The following is a 21,682-nucleotide window of genomic DNA, read 5'->3' as shown; positions in this document are numbered from 1 at the left end:
CCCACACTAGGGCGTCATTCCGGTTCGGTCGAATCGTGGGCGCGTATCCGCGGCCTCATGGTTCGAGACGTGCGGCGTTGCCGCACTCCTCACCATGAGGATCCAAGACCTCATCCTGAGGAGGCGCGAAGCGCCGTCTCGAAGGATGAAGCCACCCGAACTGGAAGATGCGTTCAAGACGCCATTTCCTTCATGCCGCATAAATCGTTCGTCTGGCTGTGTCTGTTACCGCTCGCCGTCATTACCACGGCGTTCTTCCTGCTGCCGATGGCGCGGCTGGTGGTGACCGGCGCTGAAGGGCCGCAAGGGCTGGCCGGATATCTGGCGATAGTGACCGAGCCGCGCTACCGCGCGACCCTGATCAACACCGTGCTGCTGGCGACCGCGACCACGATCGTCACGCTCGCCGTCGCCACGGTCGCGGGCATGTTCCTGCAGCGCCATCGCTTTCCCGGCCGCGCCGTGCTGATCGCGATGCTGACCTTTCCGCTGGCGTTTCCCGGCGTGGTCGTCGGCTTCCTGATCATCCTGCTCGCCGGACGCCAGGGCCTGATCGGCGATCTCACCAACCGCATATTCGGCGAGAAGCTAGTGTTCGCCTATTCGATCTGGGGGCTTTTCCTCGGCTATCTCTATTTTTCGATCCCGCGCGTCATTCTCACCATCATGGCGGCGGTGCAGAAACTCGACGTTGGCCTCGAAGAGGCCGCGCGTTCGCTTGGCGCAGGTCCCTGGGCGGTGCAACGCGATGTCGTGCTGCCGGCGCTGGGGCCAGCCTTCGTGGCGTCAGGCGCCATTGCGTTTGCGACCGCGATGGGCGCATTCGGCACGGCGTTCACGCTGGCGACCAATATCGATGTGCTGCCGATGCTGATCTATACCGAGTTCACGCTGGCGGCGAATTTCGCCACATCCGCCGCGCTGTCGGTCGGATTGGGCGTCATCGCCTGGGCCATCCTGGCGCTGGCCCGCTCGTTCAGCGGCAGCACCGTCGCCGCGGCCGGATAGGACCATGCGCGACCGCCTGATCTTCACCAGCCAGCTTCTGTTCACACTGTTCGTTGCCGCCTTTCTGGTGGTGCCCGCGATCCTGTCGATTTCCGCCGGGGTCACGGTGAACTACTTTCGCGGGATTTCCTCGGGCGTGACCCTGCAATGGGTCTTCCAGGTTTGGGATCTCTATGCCGGCACCATCCTGCTGTCGTTCGTGATCGCATTCGCGACGCTCGCCGTCACGCTGCTCGCCGGCGTTCCCTCGGCCTATGCCTTGCACATCAGGGGCGGGCGGCTCTCGCGCATTGTCGAGGAAATCATCACTTTGCCGCTCGCCATTCCCGGGCTCGCGATCGCGCTGGCGCTGCTGTTCACCTATCAGGGGTTCGGCGGTTTTCGCCGCTCATGGCTCTTCATCCTCACCGGCCATGTCGTCTTCACCATGCCGTTCATGGTGCGATCCGTGATGGCGGTGTTCGCAACCGTCGACATCAGGACGCTCGACGAAGGCGCGGCGTCGCTGGGCGCGTCGCCATGGCGGCGGTTTCGCGACGTCATCGTGCCCAACGCGGTGCCGGGGATTCTGGCCGGCAGCCTGATGGTGGTCACGCTGTCGCTGGGAGAGTTCAACCTGACCTGGATGCTGCACACGCCCTTGACCAAGACGCTGCCCATTGGGCTGGCCGACGCCTACGCGTCGATGCGGCTGGAGGTGGCCTCGGCCTATACACTGATTTTCTTTGTCATGATCATTCCGCTGCTGATTGCGATGCAGATGTTTGCCGACCGGGAGCAGCGAGGATGAGCGTCACCTTGGGACATGGCGCCTCGGTGCGCATCGAGGCCTGCGGCAAGACCTTTGCCGACGGTACCCGCGCGCTGGAGCCCGCCACGCTCGACATCGCGCGCGGCGAAACGCTGGTGCTGCTCGGCCCCTCCGGCTGCGGCAAGACCACCATGCTGCGCATCATCGCCGGGCTGGAATTGCCAGACGCTGGCGGCCGGGTGCTGTTCGACGGCAACGATATGACCTCGGTGCCGATCGAGCAGCGCAATGTCGGCATGGTGTTTCAGTCCTACGCGCTGTTTCCGAACATGACCGTGGCGGACAATATCGGCTACGGCCTGAAAATCCGCGGCATGGCGAGGCAGGCGCGCGCGGCGCGCATTGCCGAACTGGTGGTGCTGACCAATATCACGGGGCTGGAGAACCGCCGCGTCGACCAGCTCTCCGGTGGCCAGCGCCAGCGCGTCGCGCTGGCGCGTGCGGTGGCGATCCGGCCCGGCATCCTGCTGCTCGACGAGCCCCTGACCGCGCTCGACGCCGCGTTGCGCGACCGGCTGCGCGGCGAACTCAACCGTCTGCTGCGCGCGCTCGGCATCACCACGATCTATGTGACGCATGATCAATCGGAGGCCATGGAGCTCGGCGACCGCATCGTGGTCATGCAAAAAGGCGCGATTGCCCAGATCGGCACGCCGCGCGAGATCTATTTCACGCCGAAGAATCGCTTCGTCGCCGAATTCATTGGGGCCGCGAACATCATCGAATCGCCGCTCGAGAACGGCCATCTGGTATTGCCGGGCGGGCGGCAGCCGATCGGCGGCGACATGAACCTGCCGGCTGCGGTCGCCATGATCCGCCCCGAAACCATCCGCGTCGTCGAGGCCGATGGCGCCCCGCTGTGTGGGATCATCGACAGCGTCAGTTTCATCGGCGACCGGCAACGCATGATCGTCAGCGGCGCATCCGGCAAATTTCTCACCGTCGACGCGCCGAACACCATCAAGGCCCAGGCCGGCGAACGGATCGGACTGCTTATCGCGCCTGACGCCGTCAGGCTGTTGCCACCGGAACATTGAAGGACGCCGATGCCGCCAAAACCCGTTCTGATCGCGCAGATTTCCGATCTGCATATCAAGCCGCCGGGCTCGCTCGCCTACGGAAGGGTCAATACGGCAAGCGCGCTGGAGCGTTGCGTGGCGGCCTTGAACGCATTCAGGCCGAGGCCTGACCTCGTGGTGATCTCGGGCGATCTTGCGGATACGCCGATGGCTGAGGAATATGAGCATCTCAAGCGCCTGCTGGCGCGGCTTGAGCTGCCCTTTGTCGGCATTCCCGGCAATCACGATTCGCGCGAGTTGATGCGCGCGGCATTTCCGGACGCTGACTATGCCTTTGCATCGGAGTCGCTCAATCAACGGGTTGCAGTGGGCGGCCTCGATCTGGTGCTGCTGGATTCGAGCGTCGCCGGTAAGCCGCATGGCGAACTCGACGCGGCCACCCTGCAATGGCTGGACGCCACGCTTGCGTCCTCGCCGGACCGACCCGCGCTGGTGTTTCTGCACCACCCGCCGTTCACAACCGGCATCTGGCACATGGACCGTCAGAACCTGCTCAACGCCGGCGAATTGGCCACGGTCGTGAAGCGTCATCCACGTGTGCAGCTGATCGCCTGTGGTCACGTGCATCGCGCGACGCTCGCGATGTTCGCCGGCGTCCCCTCGACGATCTGCCCAGCGCCAAATCACGCCGTCGACCTCGACCTGGCGCAATTGCGCGAGCCATCGTTCAAGGTCGAGCCGCCGGCGTTTCATCTGCATAGCTGGTTTCCCGGCGAGCGCTTCGGCAGCGTCGTCACGCATCAGGTCCCGATCGGCGATTTCGACGGGCCGCATCCGTTCTTTGGGCCGGACGGGAAGTTGCTGTAGGGATTGCCTTCGCCGGCCCGCCGTCTTTCGGCGAGTTGGACGCAAGGTCAATGAGCGGGGCAGTCAGGCCCGGAGCGGTTTCAGCGCCGCCAGTTTCTCGTAAGCCGCCGTCGTGGTTCGTATCAGGCGTTTTTCCCGTTTTCGGGTGAGAATTTTCAAGGGCGCCTCGATACCCTCTCGCTGCAGCGCGGCCGCCAGAGATTGGCTGTTGGCGTCGTCGTTCAACTGTCCGAGCGATCGCTTCGCCCTGCGCAGGTACTTCAGCGCCGCCTGCTGCTTTGCAAATCCTTTGTCCGGAAACAGCCCTTCGAAGAATTCGATCGAATAGGATAGCTTCTTGTTCAACAGACGCAGCCGATGACGCTTCCTGGTGCTCATCTTCGGAAGCTTGCGGCGCTTCTTCAGAAGTTTCTCCTGCCACCGCGTCAGCTTGCGCGCGCTGTAGATGACGATCGGAGAAGCCCGCTCCCTGGCCAGCTGCGTTCCCGCCTCGATGGACCAGGGTCCGTGGTCGATCCAACCGGATAGGTTTTTGACCAGCCGCCGATACCTGGCTGACCGAAGTGCCCTCGCCAAAAGCCGCTGGGCGTCCGCCCGTTTCCCGTTCCAGGAACGATAATAAGGTACAGCTCGCGGCCGGCGTTTGTCAGCGGCTTTCAGCTGCGCGATCGCGACGTCCAGATCCCGCACCGCGCCAAGATGGCCGTTCAGCCACTTCAGCTCCTGCCTTATTTGCGTTCGCTGGGAGTCCGCAACCATCGGCGAGAAGAACAAGATGGCCGTGCGCAAGCGCGTCAGCGCGACGCGCATCTGATACAGCGCCGCGGGGTCGCCTTTGCAGGTCGCCTCGTGATTTGCGGTCAACTCCGACAGGCAGCGGCGCGCTATCACGCGAAACGCGGTGTCGCACGCCATTGTTGGATCTATTCGCATTCGTCCGGCCCGAAGGACTGCGTTGCTTTTTGATGGTGGGGATGGCGCCATGCTATCTTGCGCTATTGGAGCCGTCGAGCCGGCTCATCGGGATTGATCCAGCGTTGGGATTGTATCAGGGTTTGCTCAGGTGTGCCGGAGGCATCGATGACCGTCCAATCGACTGCACCGATCTCATATTTCTCTTGCAGCCCGGCGATTTCGGGCGTCGCGTCGGATGCATCGCCCGCGCGGCGACCGACGCGGCTCAGCCGGGTGGCGAGGTCCGCCTCGAGGAACAGGCCGACAAAGCGGATATCCAATTTGCGCGCGGCGTCGCGGATCGCGGCTCGCTCCGATTCCCGGGCAAACACCGCATCGACGACGACGGAATGGCCCTGGGAAAGGATCCGCGACGCGCGCTGCAGGAGGATTTCGTAAATCTGTTCCGTGATCTCCGGCTGATATGCGCTTGCGGGAAGCCGGTCCGTCTCACGGACCTGAAAGTGTTGCTTTCGCAGCACGTCCGTGCGCAGCACCACCGCTCCCGGCAACGGCATGACGGCGGGCGCGAGGCTGCGCGCCAGAATGGATTTCCCGGTTCCGGACAACCCGCCGATCGCGACCAGCGCCGGCGCTGGAGGATGGATTGCGAGGCGCGCAATCTCGAAATACGCCCGCGCCGATTGCATCGCATCCGTCGTGTCGCCGGAGTTCCGCCCCTGACGGGCCAGCATCACATTGGCGCGGATGGCGGCGCGCAGCGACAGGAACAGAGGAAGGGCGGCGAGTGCGTCGAGATTTTCGCTGGGTGTCGCGCTCAAATATCTGTTGAGAAGCGCGCACGCAGCCGCGTGCCGGTCATAGCGGATGCAATCCATCATGGCGAATGCAAGGTCGTAGAGCACATCGATCGACGCGATCTCAGGATCGAACTCGATCGCATCGAACAACACCGGCCTGTGATCAATCAGGACGATGTTCGCCAGATGCAGATCGCCATGGCAGCGCCGCACGCATCCCTGCCGCCCGCGCCGTTCCAGCAACTCTCGAACTCTTGATAACGCCGACCGGGATGCTTCGTCGAGGTCATCGACCTCATTCGTGGAGAAGCAGGCTGCGGTTCGGAACGCGGTGGTATTGCCCTCGATGATGGACAGGATCGACGCGATCCAGGCTTCGGCGGGCGCCGGCGGCGCGTTGAGGTGCGAGGCTGCGATCGCATCCGCCACGGCATCGACGAGTTCGGGATCCAGCGGGCCGGCTTCCGCCAGATGATCGATGGTCCGGCGCTCATCGAAGCGGGTCATTTCGATCGCGAATTCGACCGGCGTACCCTTTCCGTCGATCTCAAGCGATCCGTCGGCATTCCGCGTGATCGGGACGACGCGATGATAGATCTGCGGCGCGAATGGGCGGTTTATTCTGATCTCTTCATCGCAGGCGGCTTTCCGCTTCTCGAGCGTCGAATAATCGAGGTACGGGAAACGGACGGCGCGCTTGATCTTCAGCGCGCGGTCGCCTTCGAGAAAAACCGTCGCTGCATGCGTATCGATCCGATGAACCTCAGGATGTATTGCCGGGTCCGCGAGAAATGCAAAGACGCTTTCCTGGGTGCGGGTATCGGCGGCCGTTGAATCGGTCATGCGCTGCCGGCCTGGGGTTTGAGCACGGCGGCACCCAGGATCTGTCCGGTCCGCAGCTTTGTCAGGACGTCGTTGGCCTCGGCCAGCGGGAACGCCGTGGTCTGGGTCCGGATTCCGGCCTGCGGGGCAATCTTGAGGAAATCCAGTCCGTCGCGGCGCGTGAGGTTGGCCACCGACACTAGCTGCCGTTCTTCCCAAAGAATATCGTAAGGAAAGCTCGGAATGTCGCTCATATGGATTCCCGCACACACTACCGTGCCGCCCTTGCGTACCGCGCGCAGCGCCGCCGGGACCAGTTCCCCGGCCGGGGCGTAGATGATGGCAGCATCGAGCGCGACGTCAGGCCGCTGGTCCGACGCGCCGGCCCATACCGCTCCTAACCGGCGGGCAAAACCCTGTGCCGCGACGTCGCCGGATCGCGTGAAGGCGTAAACGGAGCGGCCCTGCCAGCGCGCGATCTGGGCGACGATGTGCCCGGCTGCGCCGAAGCCGTAGATTCCGAGCCGGCCGGCGCCGCCCGCCATCACCAGCGACCGCCAGCCGATCAGGCCGGCGCACAACAGCGGTGCGATCGAAACGTCGTCACCACCTTCGCCGAGCGGAAAAGCATAACGCGCGTCGGCAATGGTGTGGGTGGCGAAACCGCCGTCCCGCGTGTACCCCGTGAACAGCGGATTGTCGCAGAGGTTCTCCATGCCCTCCCTGCAGAAACGGCAGACGCCGCAGGTGTAGCCGAGCCAGGGGATCCCGACCCGGTCGCCGATGCGGTGGGTGCTGACGTTAGTGCCGATGAGGTCGACGCGGCCGACGATCTCGTGGCCGGGAATAATGGGGTATTTGATGCCGGGAAGCTCCGCGTCGACGACGTGAAGATCGGTCCGGCAGACCCCGCACGCGCTCACCTTGACGCGAATTTCTCCACCGCCGGGGAGGGGATCGGCGCGCTCCTGCATCTGGAGAGGTGCCCCGGGAGCCGGCAATACCATGGCGCGCATCTGTTACTCCGCACGTAACCGGTATGGCGAACAGCATACCGATATGCCGGAGGGCCGGCGAGCCCTTGACCTCCATCAAATACGTCGCGGCGGGAGAGTCATCATCTCCCGCGATACAATGCCAGTGACTTTCAAACGCGGCCTGAGCGGCTGACGGCCGACGCGTATTCTCCAACGCGCCGAGGCTTCTGACCGGCCAGCCTGGTATCGAAATCAGGCTTCCTTGATCCCGAACAGGCGGGCCGCGTTGCCGCCGAGAATGGCCATCTTCTGCTTGTCCGAGAGCGTGGTGGTCGCGAAGACCCGGTCGACCGGATGCTCTTCCCAGGGGATCGGGTGGTCGGTGCCGAGCACGATCTGGCTGGCGCCGACCTGCGCCACCAGGTGTCGAAGCCCCTCCGGCGTGAACACCATGGCGTCGAAATGGAGCTGGTTGAGATATTCCGAGGGCTTCTTTTTCAGCGTGATGTTCGGATTGCAGTTCTGCGGCGACACGAAGCAGGCGTGGTCGTCCCGCGCCGCATAAGAGCCGAGATAGCCGCCGCCATGCGCCGCGAGGATTTTCAGGCCGGGAAAGCGATCGAGGGTCCCTTCGAAGATCAGGTGCTGCAGGGCGATCGTGGTGTCGAGCGGATTGCCGATCGTATTCGACAGCCAGCCATTGCCCTTGAAGCGCTTGGCGAGCTCCGGCGTGCTTTGGGGGTGAATGAACAGCACGGCGCCGAGTTCTTCGGCCTTGGCCCAGACCGGATGGAATTTGGGATCGGAGAAATCCTCGCCCAGCACGGTGGCGCCGATGGCGGCCCCGCGCAGGCCCTGCTTCTTGACCGCGGTTTCGAGCTGCTGCACCGCGAGGTCCGGAAATTGCAGGCTTAGCGAGGCGAACGCCGCGAAGCGGTCCGGCCGCGAGGCGCAAAGCTCGGCCAGTTTCTCGTTCTGGACCTTGACGATCTGGCCCGCGGTGTCGCGATCCCTGCCGTACCAGAACGGATTGATCGACAGCACCTCCATGTCGATGGCCATCGCGTCCATTTCCTTGAGACGCTTCTCGATGACGATGAAGTGCTCCGGGGCGCCCTTGACCGGCGGCAGCACCTTGTCGGCGTCGGCGCCCATCAGATTGATGGCTTCATGGAAATAGCAATGCGCGTGGGCATCCACGGTCAGGACGCGCTTGCCGCCAACCTTGACCGGCAGGCGCGGCGACTTCGGTTGCGCCCGTGCCGCATTCAGCATGCCGCAACTGCAAAAGGCGATACCGGTCGCGGCCGCGCCTCTCAAAAAATTTCTACGGGTGGTCATTCGTTCTCCCTCGATGGCATAGCCGGCGTTTCCCATGGCCGGTCGATTGAGGCGCCGGCCCGTTCTTCATTTCTTCTCCTGCACATTGCCAAGCCGGAAGCGACAGGGCAATCATTCTCGGCAGGATTGCGGCCGTCCATTGGTACGTCATCCAGTTAAAAAGGGAGAAATCTGGTATGCGGCTGCTTCACTCGCTGGTCCCCGCGCTCGCGCTCCTCGCAAGCTCCAGCGCGCTCGCGCAGGGGGCCTATCCGGAGCGGCCGATCCGGATGATCGTGCCGCTGGCGGCGGCGAGCGCCGTTGACGTCGCAGCCAGGATCGTAACCCAGAAGATGGGCGACGACATGGGCCAGCAGATCGTCATCATCAACCAGCCCGGGGCTTCGGGGCTGATCGGTGCCGAGCAGGTCGCGCGGGCCGAGCCGGACGGCTACACGATCGGCGGTTTCAACGACAGCGTCATGACCATGGTGCCCAGCCTGCATTCGAAAATGCCCTGGGACATTTTGAAGGATTTCGAGCCGGTATCGCTGGTCGCCACCGTGGAATGGGGGCTGATCGCCAACAACCAGTCCCCCTACAAGACCGCGGCGGACCTGATCGCCGCAGCAAAGGCCGCGCCCGGAAAGATCAACTACGGCTCCGGTGGCCCGGGCAGCCCGCAGCATCTGGCGATGGCGATGTTCGCCTCCCAAGCCGGGATATCGCTGACCCATGTGCCCTACAAGGGCGCCACGCAGGCGGCGACCGACGTCGCCTCCGGCCAGATTCCGGTCGCCTTTCAGGGCCTCGGGACCGTCGCGGCACTGGTGCGCGGCGGCCAGCTCCGGCTGATCGGGGTGACCACAGAGAAGAGGTTGCCGCAATTCCCCGACGTGCCCACGGTTTCGGAGTCCGGTCTGCCCGGGTTCTTCTTCAATTCCTGGTTTGCGATCCTGGCGCCGGCGGGAACGCCGAAGGACATCACCGCAAGGCTGAATGCCGAAGTGCTGAAGGCGCTGGCGGATCCGGAGGTTCGGCGCAAGCTCGAGGATCTGGGTTTCGCGGTGCGCGGCAGCTCGGCCGAGGAACTGCGTGCCATGACGCGGGATCAGCTCGCCAAATATGCCCGCGTGATTAAAGAAATGGGCCTCGCCAGCGACTGAGCCGGCAGGTGGGCGGGGGCTGTTTCGGCGGACGTGGTGCGGTATACATCTAAAATTGCCGCCCGATCATTCGCACCCCTCGCGTGCAGCGGATTGAAGGATATGGCGGTAATTCGGCTCTTTCTTGCCGTGTTCATGATGCGGGCGTATAACTGCGAGATACGGCGGCGGATGATGGCCCTCGGCTGGCCCAGCATTTAGCACGATCCGCCGATGATGGGCAAAATCACCAGATGGTCGTGACCGGCGTGCCCCAGGACCTAAAAGCTCAACCTCGGTCTGTTGCGAGCAGTACGCTATCGGTCCTGCGCAACCATCCGATTTTCTGCGATCTTGATGCCGGCGCGCTCGACCAGCTCTGCCGTTATGCCAAGCACTCCACGCTGAAGCGGGGAGCCGCGATTTTTTCCAAGGGAGATCCCGGCAACAGCCTGTTTGCGGTGCTTAGCGGCACGGTGAAGATCAGCATCTCGTCCGCCGAGGGCCGCAGCGCAATCTTGAATCTGATCAGCGCCGGCGAGATTTTCGGTGAAGTCGCGGTGCTCGATGGGCGGGCGCGGACTGCCGACGCTACCGCCAACACCAATTGCGAAATATTCATCATCGACCGTCGCGAGTTTATTCCCTTCGTGCGAAGCCAGCCGGAGCTGGCCATGAAGTTCATCGAGCTGCTTTGCACGCGGCTGCGGTGGACCAGTGACCAGGTTGAGGAGGTCATTCTCCAGAATCTGCCGGGGCGGCTCGCCAGCGCGCTCATTCGTCTGACCGACAAACATAAGCCCGCGCCCGGAGGCCGGACCATCGCCGTTACCCAGCAGGAAATCAGCGAGATGGTCGGGATGACGCGGGAGAGCATCAACAAGCAGCTGCGGATTTGGGCGGCCCGCAACTGGGTTCGCCTCGAGCACGGGGCCATCGTCGTGCTCAATACCGAAGCGCTCCGGGCGCTGGTCGAAGCGGGCGGAAACGAAGGCGAATAGCGCAAGATGGTTTTAATTTGAATCGGTGTGCTTCACCTCTCCCCAGCGGGGAGAGGTCGATTTGCGCAGCAAATCGGGTGAGGGGGGCTGCCCCAACGATAGACCGTAACCCCCACCCGGCGCTACGCGCCGACCTCTCCCTACGGGAGAGGTAAAGTTTCCGCTGCGTCCTAGCTCAATCTAACCTCATCTCATCACGCTTTTACCCCCGCGGGCGCCTCCAGACAGCCGCGCGGGATTGGCGCGGACACAACCATTCCGATTGATCCAGACAAAATTCGCGAATGTTTTATCGCGGCGAATGTGAAGCAACTCACACGCGCGTGCAGCCCCTTGAGCTAAGCCACTGTGGGGGCACTTCGCACGATGGAGAGACGTCCATGCACGGCACGATCGATAGAGTGGGCAAAAACAATAACCGTATTCATCAGAGCTGGAGCGTCGGATTTTTTGCGGTCCCCGTACTTCTCGTACTGGCGCTGATCGGCCTGGTGGTTTTTCAGCCGGCCGCATCCGTCTGGATATCGGAGGCGGTACAGGCCGAGTTTTCCGGGACCGATATAGCGCCGCAGGTGGCCCCGACTCAGCTGGCGCAGCCCGCCGGCGAAAGCCGGACCGCCAAAATCAATTGACCGATCGCGGTTTATGCCGGACGCGAGGTTGATACGGCCCGGACGGCTTTCCCGGCGTGTCCCAGGGGGCGCCCGGTTCGCGCGCAAATGACGTGATGCTTGTTTCGATTTTCGCGGCATCGGGAACGCTGACTGGTATCGGCTGCACCTTGAACGACAGCGCCGCCTCGGACGCGCCTGGAGTTCACCGCAATACGTGCCGTGGCAGCCAGAGCGAGACTTCCGGAAAATAAGTCACCAGCATCAGCACCAGAAACATCACGGCGTAGAACGGCCAGATCTTCCGCATCACCTGCTCGATAGAGACCTTGCCGACCGCGCATCCGACGAACAGGATCGATCCGACCGGCGGATGGCACAGTCCGATGCCGAGGTTGAGCAGCATGATCATGCCGAAGTGAACCGGATCGACGCCGAAATTCTGCATCACCGGCAGCAGGATCGGCGTCGCGATCAAAATCGACGGCGCCATGTCGACGAGCGTGCCGAGCACCAGCAGCAGAATATTGATCAGGAACAGAATGACGTATTTGTTGCTCGATATCGACAGGAAGAACGCCGTCATCTTCGCCGGCATTTGCGTTAGCGCCATCACGTAACCGACGCTCGAGGCGCATGCGATCAGCGTCAGCACCATCGCGACGGTGCGCAGCGTACGGTGCAAAAGGATCGGCAGGTCGCGCCAGCGATAGTCCCGGTAGATGAACATCGTCACGAAGAACGCCCAGATGCAGGCAACGGCGCCGGCCTCGATGGCGGTGAATATCCCGCCGAGAATGCCGCCGAGAATGATGACCAGCGTCACCAGCCCCCAGGCAGCATCGATCGTGATCTTGAGCGCATCCTTCGCCGGCGCGGTCTGGCCATGGGGATGCTTGTCGCGGTAGGCGATGACCAGGCAGAGGATGATCAGCGAGAAACCGAGCAGCAGGCCGGGAAAGACGCCGGCCATGAACAGGGCGCTGATCGAAATCGTGCCCCCGGTGGCCAGTGAGTACAGCACCGCGTTGTGGCTCGGCGGCACCAGCAGCGCCTGCACCGAAGAGGTGATGGTCAGATTGGTCGCGAACACCCGAGGATAGCCGGCCTTTTCCATCTGCGGGATCATCACCGAGCCGATCGCGGATGTATCGGCGACGGCGGAGCCGGAAATGCCGCTCAGGAATGTCGTCGCCAGCACGTTGACGATCGAGAGGCCGCCGCGCAGCCGGGTGAATCCGACCAGAACATCGGCGAACGCCACCAGCCGGCGCGCCATGCCGCCTTCGGCCATGATGGCGCCCGCCAGCACGAAAAACGGAATCGTCAGCATCGCCACCTTGCTGACGCCGTCGGAAATTTTCAGCATCACCGCTTCCAGGGGAATGCCGATCGACCATGCGCCTGCGATCGCCGCCAAAGCGAGTGAGTAGGCGATGGGCATGCCGATGACGAAGCAAACCAGCATGGTCGCAAGAAGAATGAAAATGTCCACGAGGTGCTTTTCTCCGGGCTCAGTCGAACGGCGCGACTTCGAGGTCTTGAGATAACCGGTCCGGCGGTGCGCCGAGAAAAATGCGCTCGATAATGAACAGCAGCAGGAACGCGCCGCCGACCGGGATCGGCAAATAGGTGACGCCGACCGACAGGAACGGAAAATCCGCGATGGTATTGTGCCAGGTCACGTCGACCAGCCGGCCGCCCCAGACGATCATGAAACTCGCGATCAGCGCCATCAGCAGCTGAACGACGAGGTCGAGCAGGGTGCGGAATCGGGGCGGCAGCTGGTCCGCGAAGTACGAGACATTCATGTGCAGGTTGAGCCGATAGGCGGCGGCAGCGCCGATGAAGGTCAGCACGATGGTCAGGAGTACCGCCAGCGGTTCAGGCCATGATGCCGCGCTGTTGAGCACGTAGCGGGTGAACACCGCCCAGGGAATGATCGCGGAGATCAGCACCAGCGCGGTGCAGCCAATGATGACGCACAGAAGGTAGAGGCGATCCATTGTCCGTCGAAATAATCCGGCCATTGTGGGGGGTCCTGATTTCCGACCAACCGTTGGCGTTCCCGTGAGCGCGCCGCAAATGGATCGTGCGTGAAGGCTTTTATTCGATGGCCTGGATGCGTTTGATCATGTCCTGATATTTCGGGCCGTATTTGTCCCACACCGGCTTGACCGCGTCCTGGAACGGCTTCTTGTCGGCGATTTCAACGATCTGGCAGCCCGCGGCCTTTGCCTTGTCCATCGCCTGCTGCTCGTACTTGTTCCAGAGATCGCGTTCTTCCAATTGCGCCTCGCGGGCAAATTTTTTCAGCAGGGTCTGATCGTCGGCCGAAAGGGCGGCCCAGGCTTTCTTCGAAAACACCAGCACTTCGGGGATGATCAGGTGCTCGGTCAGCGAGAGATACTTGGCCGCGGTATAATGATTGCTGAAGACATAGCTCGGCGGATTGTTCTCGGCGCCGTCGATGACGCCGGTTTGCAGCGCGCTGAAGACCTGATCATAGCCCATCGCGACCCCATTGCCGCCAAGGGCGTTCATCATGTCGATGAAAATCGGATTGCCGATGACGCGAAACTTGAGGCCCTTGATGTCCTCGATCGATTTGATCGGCCGCTTGGTATTGTAGAGGCTGCGCGCGCCGGCATCCATCCAGCACAGCGCGACCAGTCCCGCATTGGGATTGGCGGTAATCTTGTCGAGCAGTTCCTGTCCGATCGGCCCATCCATCATCTTTTCGGCGTGCGCCGTGTTCCGGAACAGGAACGGCATATTGACGACGTTGATGTCGTCGACGATAGGGCCCATCGATCCCACGCTGACGCGCAACAGCTGGATCGCGCCGATCTGCGTCTGTTCGATGGTCTCCTTCTCGCCGCCCAGTTGCATCGACGGAAACATCTGGACCGAGAGGCGTCCGCTGGTGGCGGCCTCAAGCTTCTTGCCCAGATTCTCCGTCGCCAGCACGGTCGGATAGCCGGCGGGCTGAACGTCGGAGGCCTTGAAAACCGACTTCGTTTGCGCGCGCGCCGGCGATCGCGGTGCCAGGGTTGCTGCCAACCCCGTCATCCCGAAGCCGGCGCCCAACTTCATAAAATCGCGGCGCTTCATCAGATCCTCCCGAGCGTTTTTTTATCGGTCGTCTGCCGGATATCCGCCAGCGCATCATCCCTTGCGATAATTGTCGACGATGTCGCGGAATTTCCTGATGTTGTCCTCGATGGCGGCTGGACCGTGGCTCGAATGGTCTCGACCTTCGACGAAGGACCTCCACGGTCCAGGCGCTGCATTTTCGCAACGCTGCCGAATGGCTTCGAGCTCTTCGTCTTGCAGATTATTTCTGTCGTTTGTCACGCTAGGCTCCCAGCATAGCAACAATTGATTAGCCGCTGCTATTTTTCGCCGCGGAGAAAGCCCGCGCGCTCGCGCAGCCCGTGCTGATCGGCGGCGATCAACAGATCGATCAAGGCTTGCGCTTGCTTGGCATTGGCGGCCTTCGTGGTCACCGCCGCCGTATAGACCGTTGAAAGTTCGCATCCCGACGGCAGCGATCCCGATAGCTTCACGCCGTTGGTACTGATGATCTCGGTCGACTGCGTGCAGCCGATCGGCCTCACGGCGTCGGATGCCGCCAGATGGCGCATTGCGGTCGCGCCATTTGGATAGATTTTGAGTCGGGCGGCCACCTCGTCCACGATACCCAGTTGCTGCAGAACCTTGGCAACGTGAATGCCGGCGGTCGACGCCTTGGTATCGGGAACGAAGATGGCGTCGGCGGCGAGCAACGCATCGCGCAAGCTTGCCGCGTCCTTGACCGTGGCCAGCGGATCGCCGGCGCGGACGGCAACCGCGGTCTCGACCACTCCGATGTCGGCGATCGACGCGGCTGCGACGAGATGCTCGCGCGCCAGCGCAGCAATCAATGCCGCCGTCAGGATCACCATGTCGGCCGGCACGCCCTTACGCAGTTTTTCGGCCATGGCGCCAACCGCGCCGAACTCGCCTTCGATGCCGAGCCCGGTCAGCGCCTTGAATTGCGGCGCGAGACTGCCGACCAGGCCCTGGGCCGCGCCGCCGCTGAGGATGTTCATTGCGGTCATGACGTCAACTCCATTGCCTCGATCAGGCGGTCGCGCGTGATCGGGAGATTGCGGACGCGCACCCCGAGCGCATCGAACACGGCGTTGGCGATGGCCGCCGTGACCGGGCCATGCGCGGCCTCGCCGGCGCCTACGGGATCCATGTCCGGCCGCTGGATCAGTTCGACCTCAACCTCCGGCACCTCGCTGAAGCGAAGGATCGGATAATCAGCCCATGTGTTGCTGGTGATGCGTTCCTTGTCGAAGCGGACGCGCTCTTTCAATACCCAACTGGTGGCCTGGATCGCGCCGCCCTCGATCTGATTGATCACGCCGTCCGGATTGATGGCTTCGCCGACATCGACCGCAATCGTCAACCGCTTGACGCTGATATCGTCCGCGCCCTCGATCTCGGCGATGACGGCACAATAGGCGCCTGTGTTCTTGTATCGCGTAAAGCCGAGGCCGTAACCGGCGCCGTCGCGTTTGCTTGGCTTCCAGTTCGCGCGCTTTGCGACGGCGCGAATCACATCCTGTGCCCGCGGGTCCGACAAATGGCGCAGCCGGAATTCGACCGGATCTTCGCCGCGCTCGGCGGCCAGTTCGTCGAGAAAGGATTCAATCGCAAACACATTGCCCTGCGCGCCGAGCGTGCGCAGCGCGGAGGTGCGTATCGGCATGGTCAGCAGGCGATGGCATTCGATCTGCCAGGACGGGAAATCGTACAGCGGGATCGAATTGCGATCGGCGCCGCCGCCACCGGCCTGCGCCGGATTGGTGGAGATGTAGCGCGGGAAGGGAGCAGCCAGTTCGGTCGCCGCCAGCAGCGCCGGCTGCGCCGCGCGCCCCGGCCGCGCGGTGTGACCATTGCCCCAGATGCTGTGGCGCCAGTCGACGATCTCGCCCTGCGCATCGAGGTCAGCCTCGATCTCGATCGCCATCGCCGCCCCGAACGGCGCATGCGACATCTCGTCTTCGCGCGACCATTGCACGCGGACCGGCCGGCGGCCAGCCGCTTTCGCCAGCAGGACGGCGTCGAGCGCGACATCGTCGGCGGCGTTATGTCCGTAGCAGCCGGCGCCCTCCATGTGCTCGACCGTGATGTGCTCGAGCGGCAATTTGAGCACGATGGCGAGATCGGCGCGGAGAAAATAGACCCCCTGGCTGTGGGTCCAGACGTGGACATGATCTCCGGTCCATTGAGCCATGGCGCAGGACGGGGCGATCGACCCGTGTGCGAGATAGGGGCGGGTGTATTGCCGCCGGATCGTGCGGTGCTTTTCACCCGATCTCACCGCCGTCTTCCTGTCGATGACGGTCGATTCAGCCGGCTGGGCTTTCAGCCACTCCGCCAGCCCGTCTTCATCCGGCAGCGTTTCGCCCGCCGACCATGCCGCGCCCTTTCGCAAAGCCTTCAGCGCGGCCTCGGCGCCGTCCTCGGTCTCGCTGACCACGCCGGCGAAATTGCCGTCGCGCACGATCGCGACCAGGCCGGCGACGGCGCGGGCGGCATCCTGCTTTAGATCGGTGAGTTTTGCGCCCGATATTTCCGATCGCAGTACGCGGCCATACAGCATCCCCGGCAGCGCGGAATCATGAATGAAACGGGGGTGCGCGAAAACCTTGTCGGGAATATCCAGCCGCTGAACCGAATTGCCGGCCAACGCACGCTGCGTCGATTTCTTTGGCACGGCGCCCGGCGTCGCCTCGCGATCCAGATCAACATCGCCGGCGAGTTCCCAGTAGCTGGTCTGCACATTGCCGGGACCGGAGATGGTGCCGTCGCTGATGTCGAGCGCATCGGTCCCGACGCCTAGGCGATCGGAGGCGAGCTTGAGAAAGATCTGCCGGATCTCGGCGCAGGCGTAACGGATCGCGCGTCCGGACTGCTGCACCGAAAGACTGCCCGAGGTGACGCCCTCATTGGGGCTGCCCGCGGTGGAGGCGCGAACCATCCGCACGCGGCCGATATCGACATCGAGTTCGTCGGCGGCGATCTGGGCCAGCGCCGTCACGATGCCTTGCCCGATCTCCACCTTGCCCGGCGAGACTATCACCTGTCCTTCGGGCGAAAATCGAATCCATGACGACAGCACCGGGTTGGCGGCGAGGCTGACCGGCAATTTCGGCGGGGAGGGCGCGGTCTCCGTCATCGGGCAGCCATCTCGGCCGCCGCGCGCAGCACCGCCCGCACCATGCGGTTATGCGACCCGCAACGGCAGAGGTTGCGGTCGAGCGCGGCCTTCACGTCTGCGCTGGCAGGATTGGGGTTTTGCATCAACAGCGCGGCGGCGCTGATCAGGATGCCGGAGACGCAATAGCCACACTGCAGGGCCTGTTCGGCGATAAAGGCGCGCTGCAGCGGGTGCGGATCTTCGGCGCTGCCCAGCCCTTCGATGGTGGTGACGTCCTTGTCCGCCACCGACCACAGGGGCGTGTCGCAGGAAGCCACCGCGCGGTCGCCGATCATGACGTTGCAGGCGCCGCATTCATTGGCGCCGCAGCCGAAATGCGGCCCGGTCATGCCGAGCTGCCCGCGCAGGATCGCGAGCAGCGATGAATCGGGATCGGCGTCGACATCGGTCTCGACGCCATTGAGGCGAAAACGAATGCTCGGCATCGAGGGCTCGGACCTTATTGCGGCTTATCGGCGAATTGCTTGACGACATTGGCCCATTTCACAATATCGCCGCGCAGATATTTGTCGAACTCCTCTGGGGTCATCGACATCGGAACCGCGCCCTGTTCGGCCCAGAGCTTGACGATCTCGGGCCGCTTGACCGCCTCGTTGACGGCCGCGTTCAGCTTGTCGATGATCGGCCTGGGCGTTCCGGCGGGCGCCATCAGTCCGAGCCAGATGGTCGCCTCGTAGCCGGGAACGCCGGCCTCGGAGGCCGTCGGCACATTGGGCAGCACACTGGAACGCGTCTTGCCGGTGGTGGCGAGCGCCCGCACCTGGCCTTCACCGACATTGGGCGCCATCGTGGTCACGGCGTCGATCATCATCTGCACCTGTCCGCCGATCACGCCGCTGCGTGCTTCACCGCTGTTGCGGTAAGGCACGTGCACGATATCGATACCGGCCATGGATTTGAACAGCTCGCCGGCCATGTGATAGGGCGTGCCCTGGCCGGAGGAAGCGTAGTTCAGTTTTCCCGGCTGTGATTTGGCGAGCGCGATGAACTCGGCCAGCGTCTTGGCCGGCACCGACGGATGCACGACGATGACGAGGTCGGAGTAATTGACCGGCGCGATCGGCACCAGATCGCGCATCAACTCGTATTTGCGCTGCGGCATCAGCGATTCATTCGCGGTCTGGGTATTCGACATCATCAACAGCGTGTAGCCGTCGGGCGGCGATTTGACCGCCTCGACCGTGCCGATCACGCCGCCTGCGCCGGTTCGGTTCTCGATCACGAAGGGCTGGCCGAACTTGTCCTGCAGGATGTTGCCGAGCAGGCGCGCCGTCACGTCGGCGGGGCCTCCGGCGCCGAAGGGAACCACAATCCTGACCGGCTTGGTCGGATAATCCTGTGCGAAGCCTTGCGTCGCAAGAACTGGCGTCGCAAGAAGAGTGGCCGCCACTGCGAGGGCGAACCTTGGGCCCGTCATTTTCGTCTCCCGAATCCCGATCTTGTTCTGCGCCGGACTGGTGGTCGGCCATTATCTCACTGTCAAGTCTAGCGGCAATGGCAATGAGCTGTCGACGAAAGACTCGGTGCGTGCTGTAAGAATAAAAGATAACTTGCGGTGTACCGTTTTCGCCGGAACAAGCGGATAGAGGGCCAATGAAAAAGCGATTATCGCGCCGCGACGTGCTCAAGGGATCAAGTGTATTGCTGGCGGGTGCGGCGTTCTCGACCCGTGTCTTGGCGGATGCTCCGCCGCCTGAGCCGGTCACCCCCGCGCTGATCGAGGCGGCGAAGAAGGAAGGCCAGGTTATCCATTACACCTCGACCGATTTGCCGGTCGCGGAGAAACTGGCCAAGGCATTCGAGACGAAATATCCCGGGATCGCGGTGCGGGTCGAACGCACCGGCGCGGAGCGCGTGTTCCAGCGCATCGGCCAGGAATATTCCAGCAACATCCACGCGGTCGACGTGGTGAACTCGTCGGATGCTGCGCATTTCATCGTCTGGAAACGCGACGGCATACTGGCGCCCTACGTGCCCGAGGATGTCGCGAAGTTTTATCCGCCCGAGCACCGGGATGTTGACGGCCAGTTTGCGAGCTGGCGGGTCTGGCTCAGCATCATCGCCTACAACACTGGTCTGGTGAAAGCGGAGGAAGCGCCAAAGAGTTTCGCCGATCTGCTGGATCCCAAATGGAAGGGCAAGATCGTCAAGGCCCATCCCGGCTACAGCGGCACCATCATGACCGCGACCTATCAGATGCAGCGCGATCTCGGCTGGACCTGGTTCGAGCAGCTCGCCAAGCAGAACATCATGCAGGTGCAATCATCGGCCGACCCGCCGAAGAAGCTCGATCTCGGAGAGCGGGCGGTCATGGCCGACGGCAACGAGTACAATATTTTCCAAATGAAGGAAGCCGGACGCCCGGTCGAGCCGGTTTATGCCAGCGAAGGATCGCCGCTGATCATCGGCCCGAACGGGATCTTCAAGGGCTCGCCCAATCCGAACGCGGCAAAACTGTTTCAGTCGTTCTGCTTCAGCCGCGAGGCCCAGCAGCTCATCATCGATGTCGGCGGCCTGCGCTCGGTGCATCCGCAAACCCAGGAGAAGCCTGGGCGCACGCCGTTCAAGGATATCAAGACCATGAAGGATGACGCCGCGGCGGTGGAAAAACAGGGCGACGCGATCAAGGCGCGCTACACCAAGATCTTTCACGTTTGATACGCCGGCGGCAATCATGACATCCGAACTGCCAACGACTTCGGTCGCCGAAACGCTCGCCGGCAAAATCGTCGCGCTGAAGCCGGGCACGCTGCCGGCTGCGACCACGCGCAAATGCGAGGACCTGCTGATCGATGTCGTGGGGTTGTGCGTCACCGCGCGCAACCAAGACTATGTCGCAAGCGCGCTGGCAGGCTGGGACGATGACGGTCCCTGCACGGCGGTCGGCTACGCGCGCACGCTCACCGCCTCGGGTGCGGCCTTCGTCAACGGCACCGCGGCGCATGGCGAGGATTTCGACGATACGTTCGAGGGCGGTCCGGTGCATGCCGGCGCCGTGATCGTGCCGGCGGTTCTGGCCGCCTGCGAGCGGCACAATCCCGATGGCCGGATGGCGCTGATCGGCATCGCCGTTGGCACCGAAGTGCTTTGCCGATTGAGCCTCGTGGTCCCAAAAGCCGTCCACAAGGCGGGCTTTCACCCGACCGCGATCTTCGGCGCCATGGGGGCGGCCGCGGGCGTCGGTGCCGCGCTCGGCCTCAACGCCAGACAGATTGTGGACGCGCTCGGGATCGCCGGCAGCATGGCGGGCGGCATCATCGAATATCTCGCCGAGGGTGCCTGGACCAAGCGGCTGCATGCGGGCTGGGCGGCGCAATCGGGCATTCGGGCCGCACTGCTGGCGCGGGGAGGGTTTGTCGGCCCGCGCACGGTGTTCGAAGGCGTGCATGGGTTGTTCCATGGTTTCGCCCACACCACCAAAGGCGACTACGATGCCCTGACTGGCGATTTCGGCTCGCGCTGGGTAACGGATACGCTGGCGTTCAAGCCCTATCCGTGCGGGACGATGGCGCAGCCTTACATCGATTGCGCGAGGCGGCTGGCGGCGCGCGGCGTCAAGGCTGACAACATCGAGGAGATCGTCTGCGAGGTGGCCGAGGGCACCGTGCACCGGCTGTGGGAGCCGCTGGCCGACAAGCAACGCCCGCGCAACGGTTATTCCGCCAAGTTCGCCACGCCGTACCTGCTGGCGGCCGGTTTTGTCCATGGCGGGGTCGGGCTCGGCGCATTCACGGAAGGAGCGATCCGCGATCCCCGCGTGCTCGCGCTGGCGGCAAAAGTGAAGTTCGTGATCGATCCTGATAATCCCTATCCGGCCAACTATACCGGTCACCTCAGGGCGACCATGAAAGACGGCAGCGTGATCGAGGAGCGGCAGCCCTACATGCGCGGCGGCGCGCAGGAGCCGCTGACGCGGCAAGACGTTGTCGACAAGTTTATGCTCAACGCGGAGCATGGCGGCTGGACCACGGCGCACGGCGAGGCCGCCTTGAAGCTGATGGCCGGATTGTACAATGGGAAGATCGACCTGAGCGCGTTGCGAAGTTAGCTGCCGTCATGGCCGGGCTTGTCCCGGCCATCCACGTCTTGCGGCAAAGGGAAGACGTGGA

At 63.3% G+C, this 21,682-nt stretch carries 21 protein-coding genes; 9 read left to right on the top strand and 12 right to left on the bottom strand.

The window, feature by feature from the left end; translation table 11 throughout:
• The first annotated feature begins 192 nt into the window (after positions 1 to 192).
• From B5527_RS28765 to B5527_RS28750, 4 genes are read left to right on the top strand one after another with little or no spacing between them, the layout of a single operon-like run.
• On the top strand, positions 193 to 1,008 hold the full coding sequence (locus B5527_RS28765) for an ABC transporter permease (RefSeq protein ID WP_079604518.1): 816 nt from the start codon (positions 193 to 195) through the stop codon (positions 1,006 to 1,008).
• A gap of 4 nt (positions 1,009 to 1,012) precedes the next feature.
• Positions 1,013 to 1,798, top strand: a complete 786-nt coding sequence (locus B5527_RS28760) for an ABC transporter permease (protein ID WP_079604517.1) — start codon at positions 1,013 to 1,015, stop codon at positions 1,796 to 1,798.
• Positions 1,795 to 2,856: an ABC transporter ATP-binding protein gene (locus B5527_RS28755; RefSeq protein WP_079604516.1), complete on the top strand. Its 1,062-nt coding sequence runs from the start codon at positions 1,795 to 1,797 to the stop codon at positions 2,854 to 2,856. The genes B5527_RS28760 and B5527_RS28755 overlap by 4 nt, the downstream gene beginning before the upstream one ends.
• 9 nt (positions 2,857 to 2,865) lie before the next feature.
• Positions 2,866 to 3,705 carry a phosphodiesterase gene (locus tag B5527_RS28750; protein ID WP_079604515.1) on the top strand — a complete coding sequence of 280 codons (840 nt, stop codon included), beginning with the start codon at positions 2,866 to 2,868 and terminating at the stop codon, positions 3,703 to 3,705.
• Positions 3,706 to 3,768: 63 nt separating this feature from the next.
• Here the strand turns inward: B5527_RS28750 and B5527_RS28745 are convergent, their stop codons facing one another.
• From B5527_RS28745 to B5527_RS28730, 4 genes are all read right to left on the bottom strand, one after another.
• A complete protein-coding gene (locus tag B5527_RS28745; RefSeq protein ID WP_245332297.1) occupies positions 3,769 to 4,620 on the bottom strand; it encodes a CHAD domain-containing protein in 852 nt (283 codons plus the stop codon).
• 80 nt (positions 4,621 to 4,700) lie between these two features.
• Positions 4,701 to 6,263 carry an AAA family ATPase gene (locus B5527_RS28740; RefSeq protein WP_079604513.1) on the bottom strand — a complete coding sequence of 521 codons (1,563 nt, stop codon included), beginning with the start codon at positions 6,261 to 6,263 and terminating at the stop codon, positions 4,701 to 4,703.
• A complete protein-coding gene (locus tag B5527_RS28735; RefSeq protein WP_079604512.1) occupies positions 6,260 to 7,258 on the bottom strand; it encodes a zinc-dependent alcohol dehydrogenase family protein in 999 nt (332 codons plus the stop codon). Before B5527_RS28735 ends, B5527_RS28740 begins: the two co-directional genes overlap by 4 nt.
• Before the next feature lie 213 nt (positions 7,259 to 7,471).
• Positions 7,472 to 8,560, bottom strand: coding sequence for an amidohydrolase family protein (locus B5527_RS28730; RefSeq protein WP_079607580.1), 1,089 nt, complete (start codon positions 8,558 to 8,560; stop codon positions 7,472 to 7,474).
• Positions 8,561 to 8,736: 176 nt separating this feature from the next.
• Here B5527_RS28730 and B5527_RS28725 point away from each other — a divergent pair, with 176 nt between their 5' ends.
• The 3 genes from B5527_RS28725 to B5527_RS28715 all read left to right on the top strand — a co-directional run bounded on the left by B5527_RS28725 (position 8,737) and on the right by B5527_RS28715 (position 11,317).
• Complete coding sequence (locus B5527_RS28725; protein ID WP_079604511.1) at positions 8,737 to 9,705, top strand: Bug family tripartite tricarboxylate transporter substrate binding protein; 969 nt, start codon at positions 8,737 to 8,739, stop codon at positions 9,703 to 9,705.
• A gap of 233 nt (positions 9,706 to 9,938) precedes the next feature.
• Entirely contained in the window at positions 9,939 to 10,685 is a 747-nt protein-coding gene (locus B5527_RS28720; RefSeq protein ID WP_425305033.1) for a Crp/Fnr family transcriptional regulator, read from the top strand.
• Positions 10,686 to 11,065: 380 nt separating this feature from the next.
• Complete coding sequence (locus B5527_RS28715; protein WP_079604510.1) at positions 11,066 to 11,317, top strand: hypothetical protein; 252 nt, start codon at positions 11,066 to 11,068, stop codon at positions 11,315 to 11,317.
• A gap of 184 nt (positions 11,318 to 11,501) precedes the next feature.
• Here the strand turns inward: B5527_RS28715 and B5527_RS28710 are convergent, their stop codons facing one another.
• The 8 genes from B5527_RS28710 to B5527_RS28675 all read right to left on the bottom strand — a co-directional run bounded on the left by B5527_RS28710 (position 11,502) and on the right by B5527_RS28675 (position 18,990).
• A complete protein-coding gene (locus tag B5527_RS28710) occupies positions 11,502 to 12,791 on the bottom strand; it encodes a TRAP transporter large permease (RefSeq protein ID WP_079604509.1) in 1,290 nt (429 codons plus the stop codon).
• Between the two features lie 19 nt (positions 12,792 to 12,810).
• A complete protein-coding gene (locus B5527_RS28705; protein WP_245332296.1) occupies positions 12,811 to 13,302 on the bottom strand; it encodes a TRAP transporter small permease in 492 nt (163 codons plus the stop codon).
• Between the two features lie 100 nt (positions 13,303 to 13,402).
• On the bottom strand, positions 13,403 to 14,410 hold the full coding sequence (locus B5527_RS28700) for a TRAP transporter substrate-binding protein (RefSeq protein WP_079604507.1): 1,008 nt from the start codon (positions 14,408 to 14,410) through the stop codon (positions 13,403 to 13,405).
• 54 nt (positions 14,411 to 14,464) lie between these two features.
• Positions 14,465 to 14,653 (bottom strand): hypothetical protein, encoded by a 189-nt coding sequence (locus B5527_RS28695; RefSeq protein ID WP_079604506.1) that lies wholly within the window; start codon positions 14,651 to 14,653, stop codon positions 14,465 to 14,467.
• A 38-nt stretch (positions 14,654 to 14,691) separates the two neighbouring features.
• Entirely contained in the window at positions 14,692 to 15,399 is a 708-nt protein-coding gene (locus B5527_RS28690) for a molybdate ABC transporter substrate-binding protein (protein ID WP_079604505.1), read from the bottom strand.
• A complete protein-coding gene (locus B5527_RS28685) occupies positions 15,396 to 17,531 on the bottom strand; it encodes a xanthine dehydrogenase family protein molybdopterin-binding subunit (RefSeq protein ID WP_079604504.1) in 2,136 nt (711 codons plus the stop codon). Before B5527_RS28685 ends, B5527_RS28690 begins: the two co-directional genes overlap by 4 nt.
• Entirely contained in the window at positions 17,528 to 17,998 is a 471-nt protein-coding gene (locus tag B5527_RS28680; protein WP_079604503.1) for a (2Fe-2S)-binding protein, read from the bottom strand. Before B5527_RS28680 ends, B5527_RS28685 begins: the two co-directional genes overlap by 4 nt.
• A gap of 14 nt (positions 17,999 to 18,012) precedes the next feature.
• Complete coding sequence (locus B5527_RS28675) at positions 18,013 to 18,990, bottom strand: tripartite tricarboxylate transporter substrate binding protein (RefSeq protein ID WP_079604502.1); 978 nt, start codon at positions 18,988 to 18,990, stop codon at positions 18,013 to 18,015.
• A gap of 176 nt (positions 18,991 to 19,166) precedes the next feature.
• On the opposite strand from B5527_RS28675, the gene B5527_RS28670 reads away from it, so the two are divergent.
• Entirely contained in the window at positions 19,167 to 20,231 is a 1,065-nt protein-coding gene (locus B5527_RS28670) for an ABC transporter substrate-binding protein (protein WP_172842696.1), read from the top strand.
• 16 nt (positions 20,232 to 20,247) lie between these two features.
• Positions 20,248 to 21,621, top strand: coding sequence for an MmgE/PrpD family protein (locus B5527_RS28665; protein WP_079604501.1), 1,374 nt, complete (start codon positions 20,248 to 20,250; stop codon positions 21,619 to 21,621).
• Positions 21,622 to 21,682: the final 61 nt, after the last annotated feature.

This window comes from Bradyrhizobium erythrophlei, assembly GCF_900129425.1.
In the GTDB taxonomy this organism is placed as follows: domain Bacteria; phylum Pseudomonadota; class Alphaproteobacteria; order Rhizobiales; family Xanthobacteraceae; genus Bradyrhizobium; species Bradyrhizobium erythrophlei_C.
The sequence above is the reverse complement of the archived record's forward strand: the minus strand, read 5'-3'. Positions and strand labels throughout refer to the sequence as shown.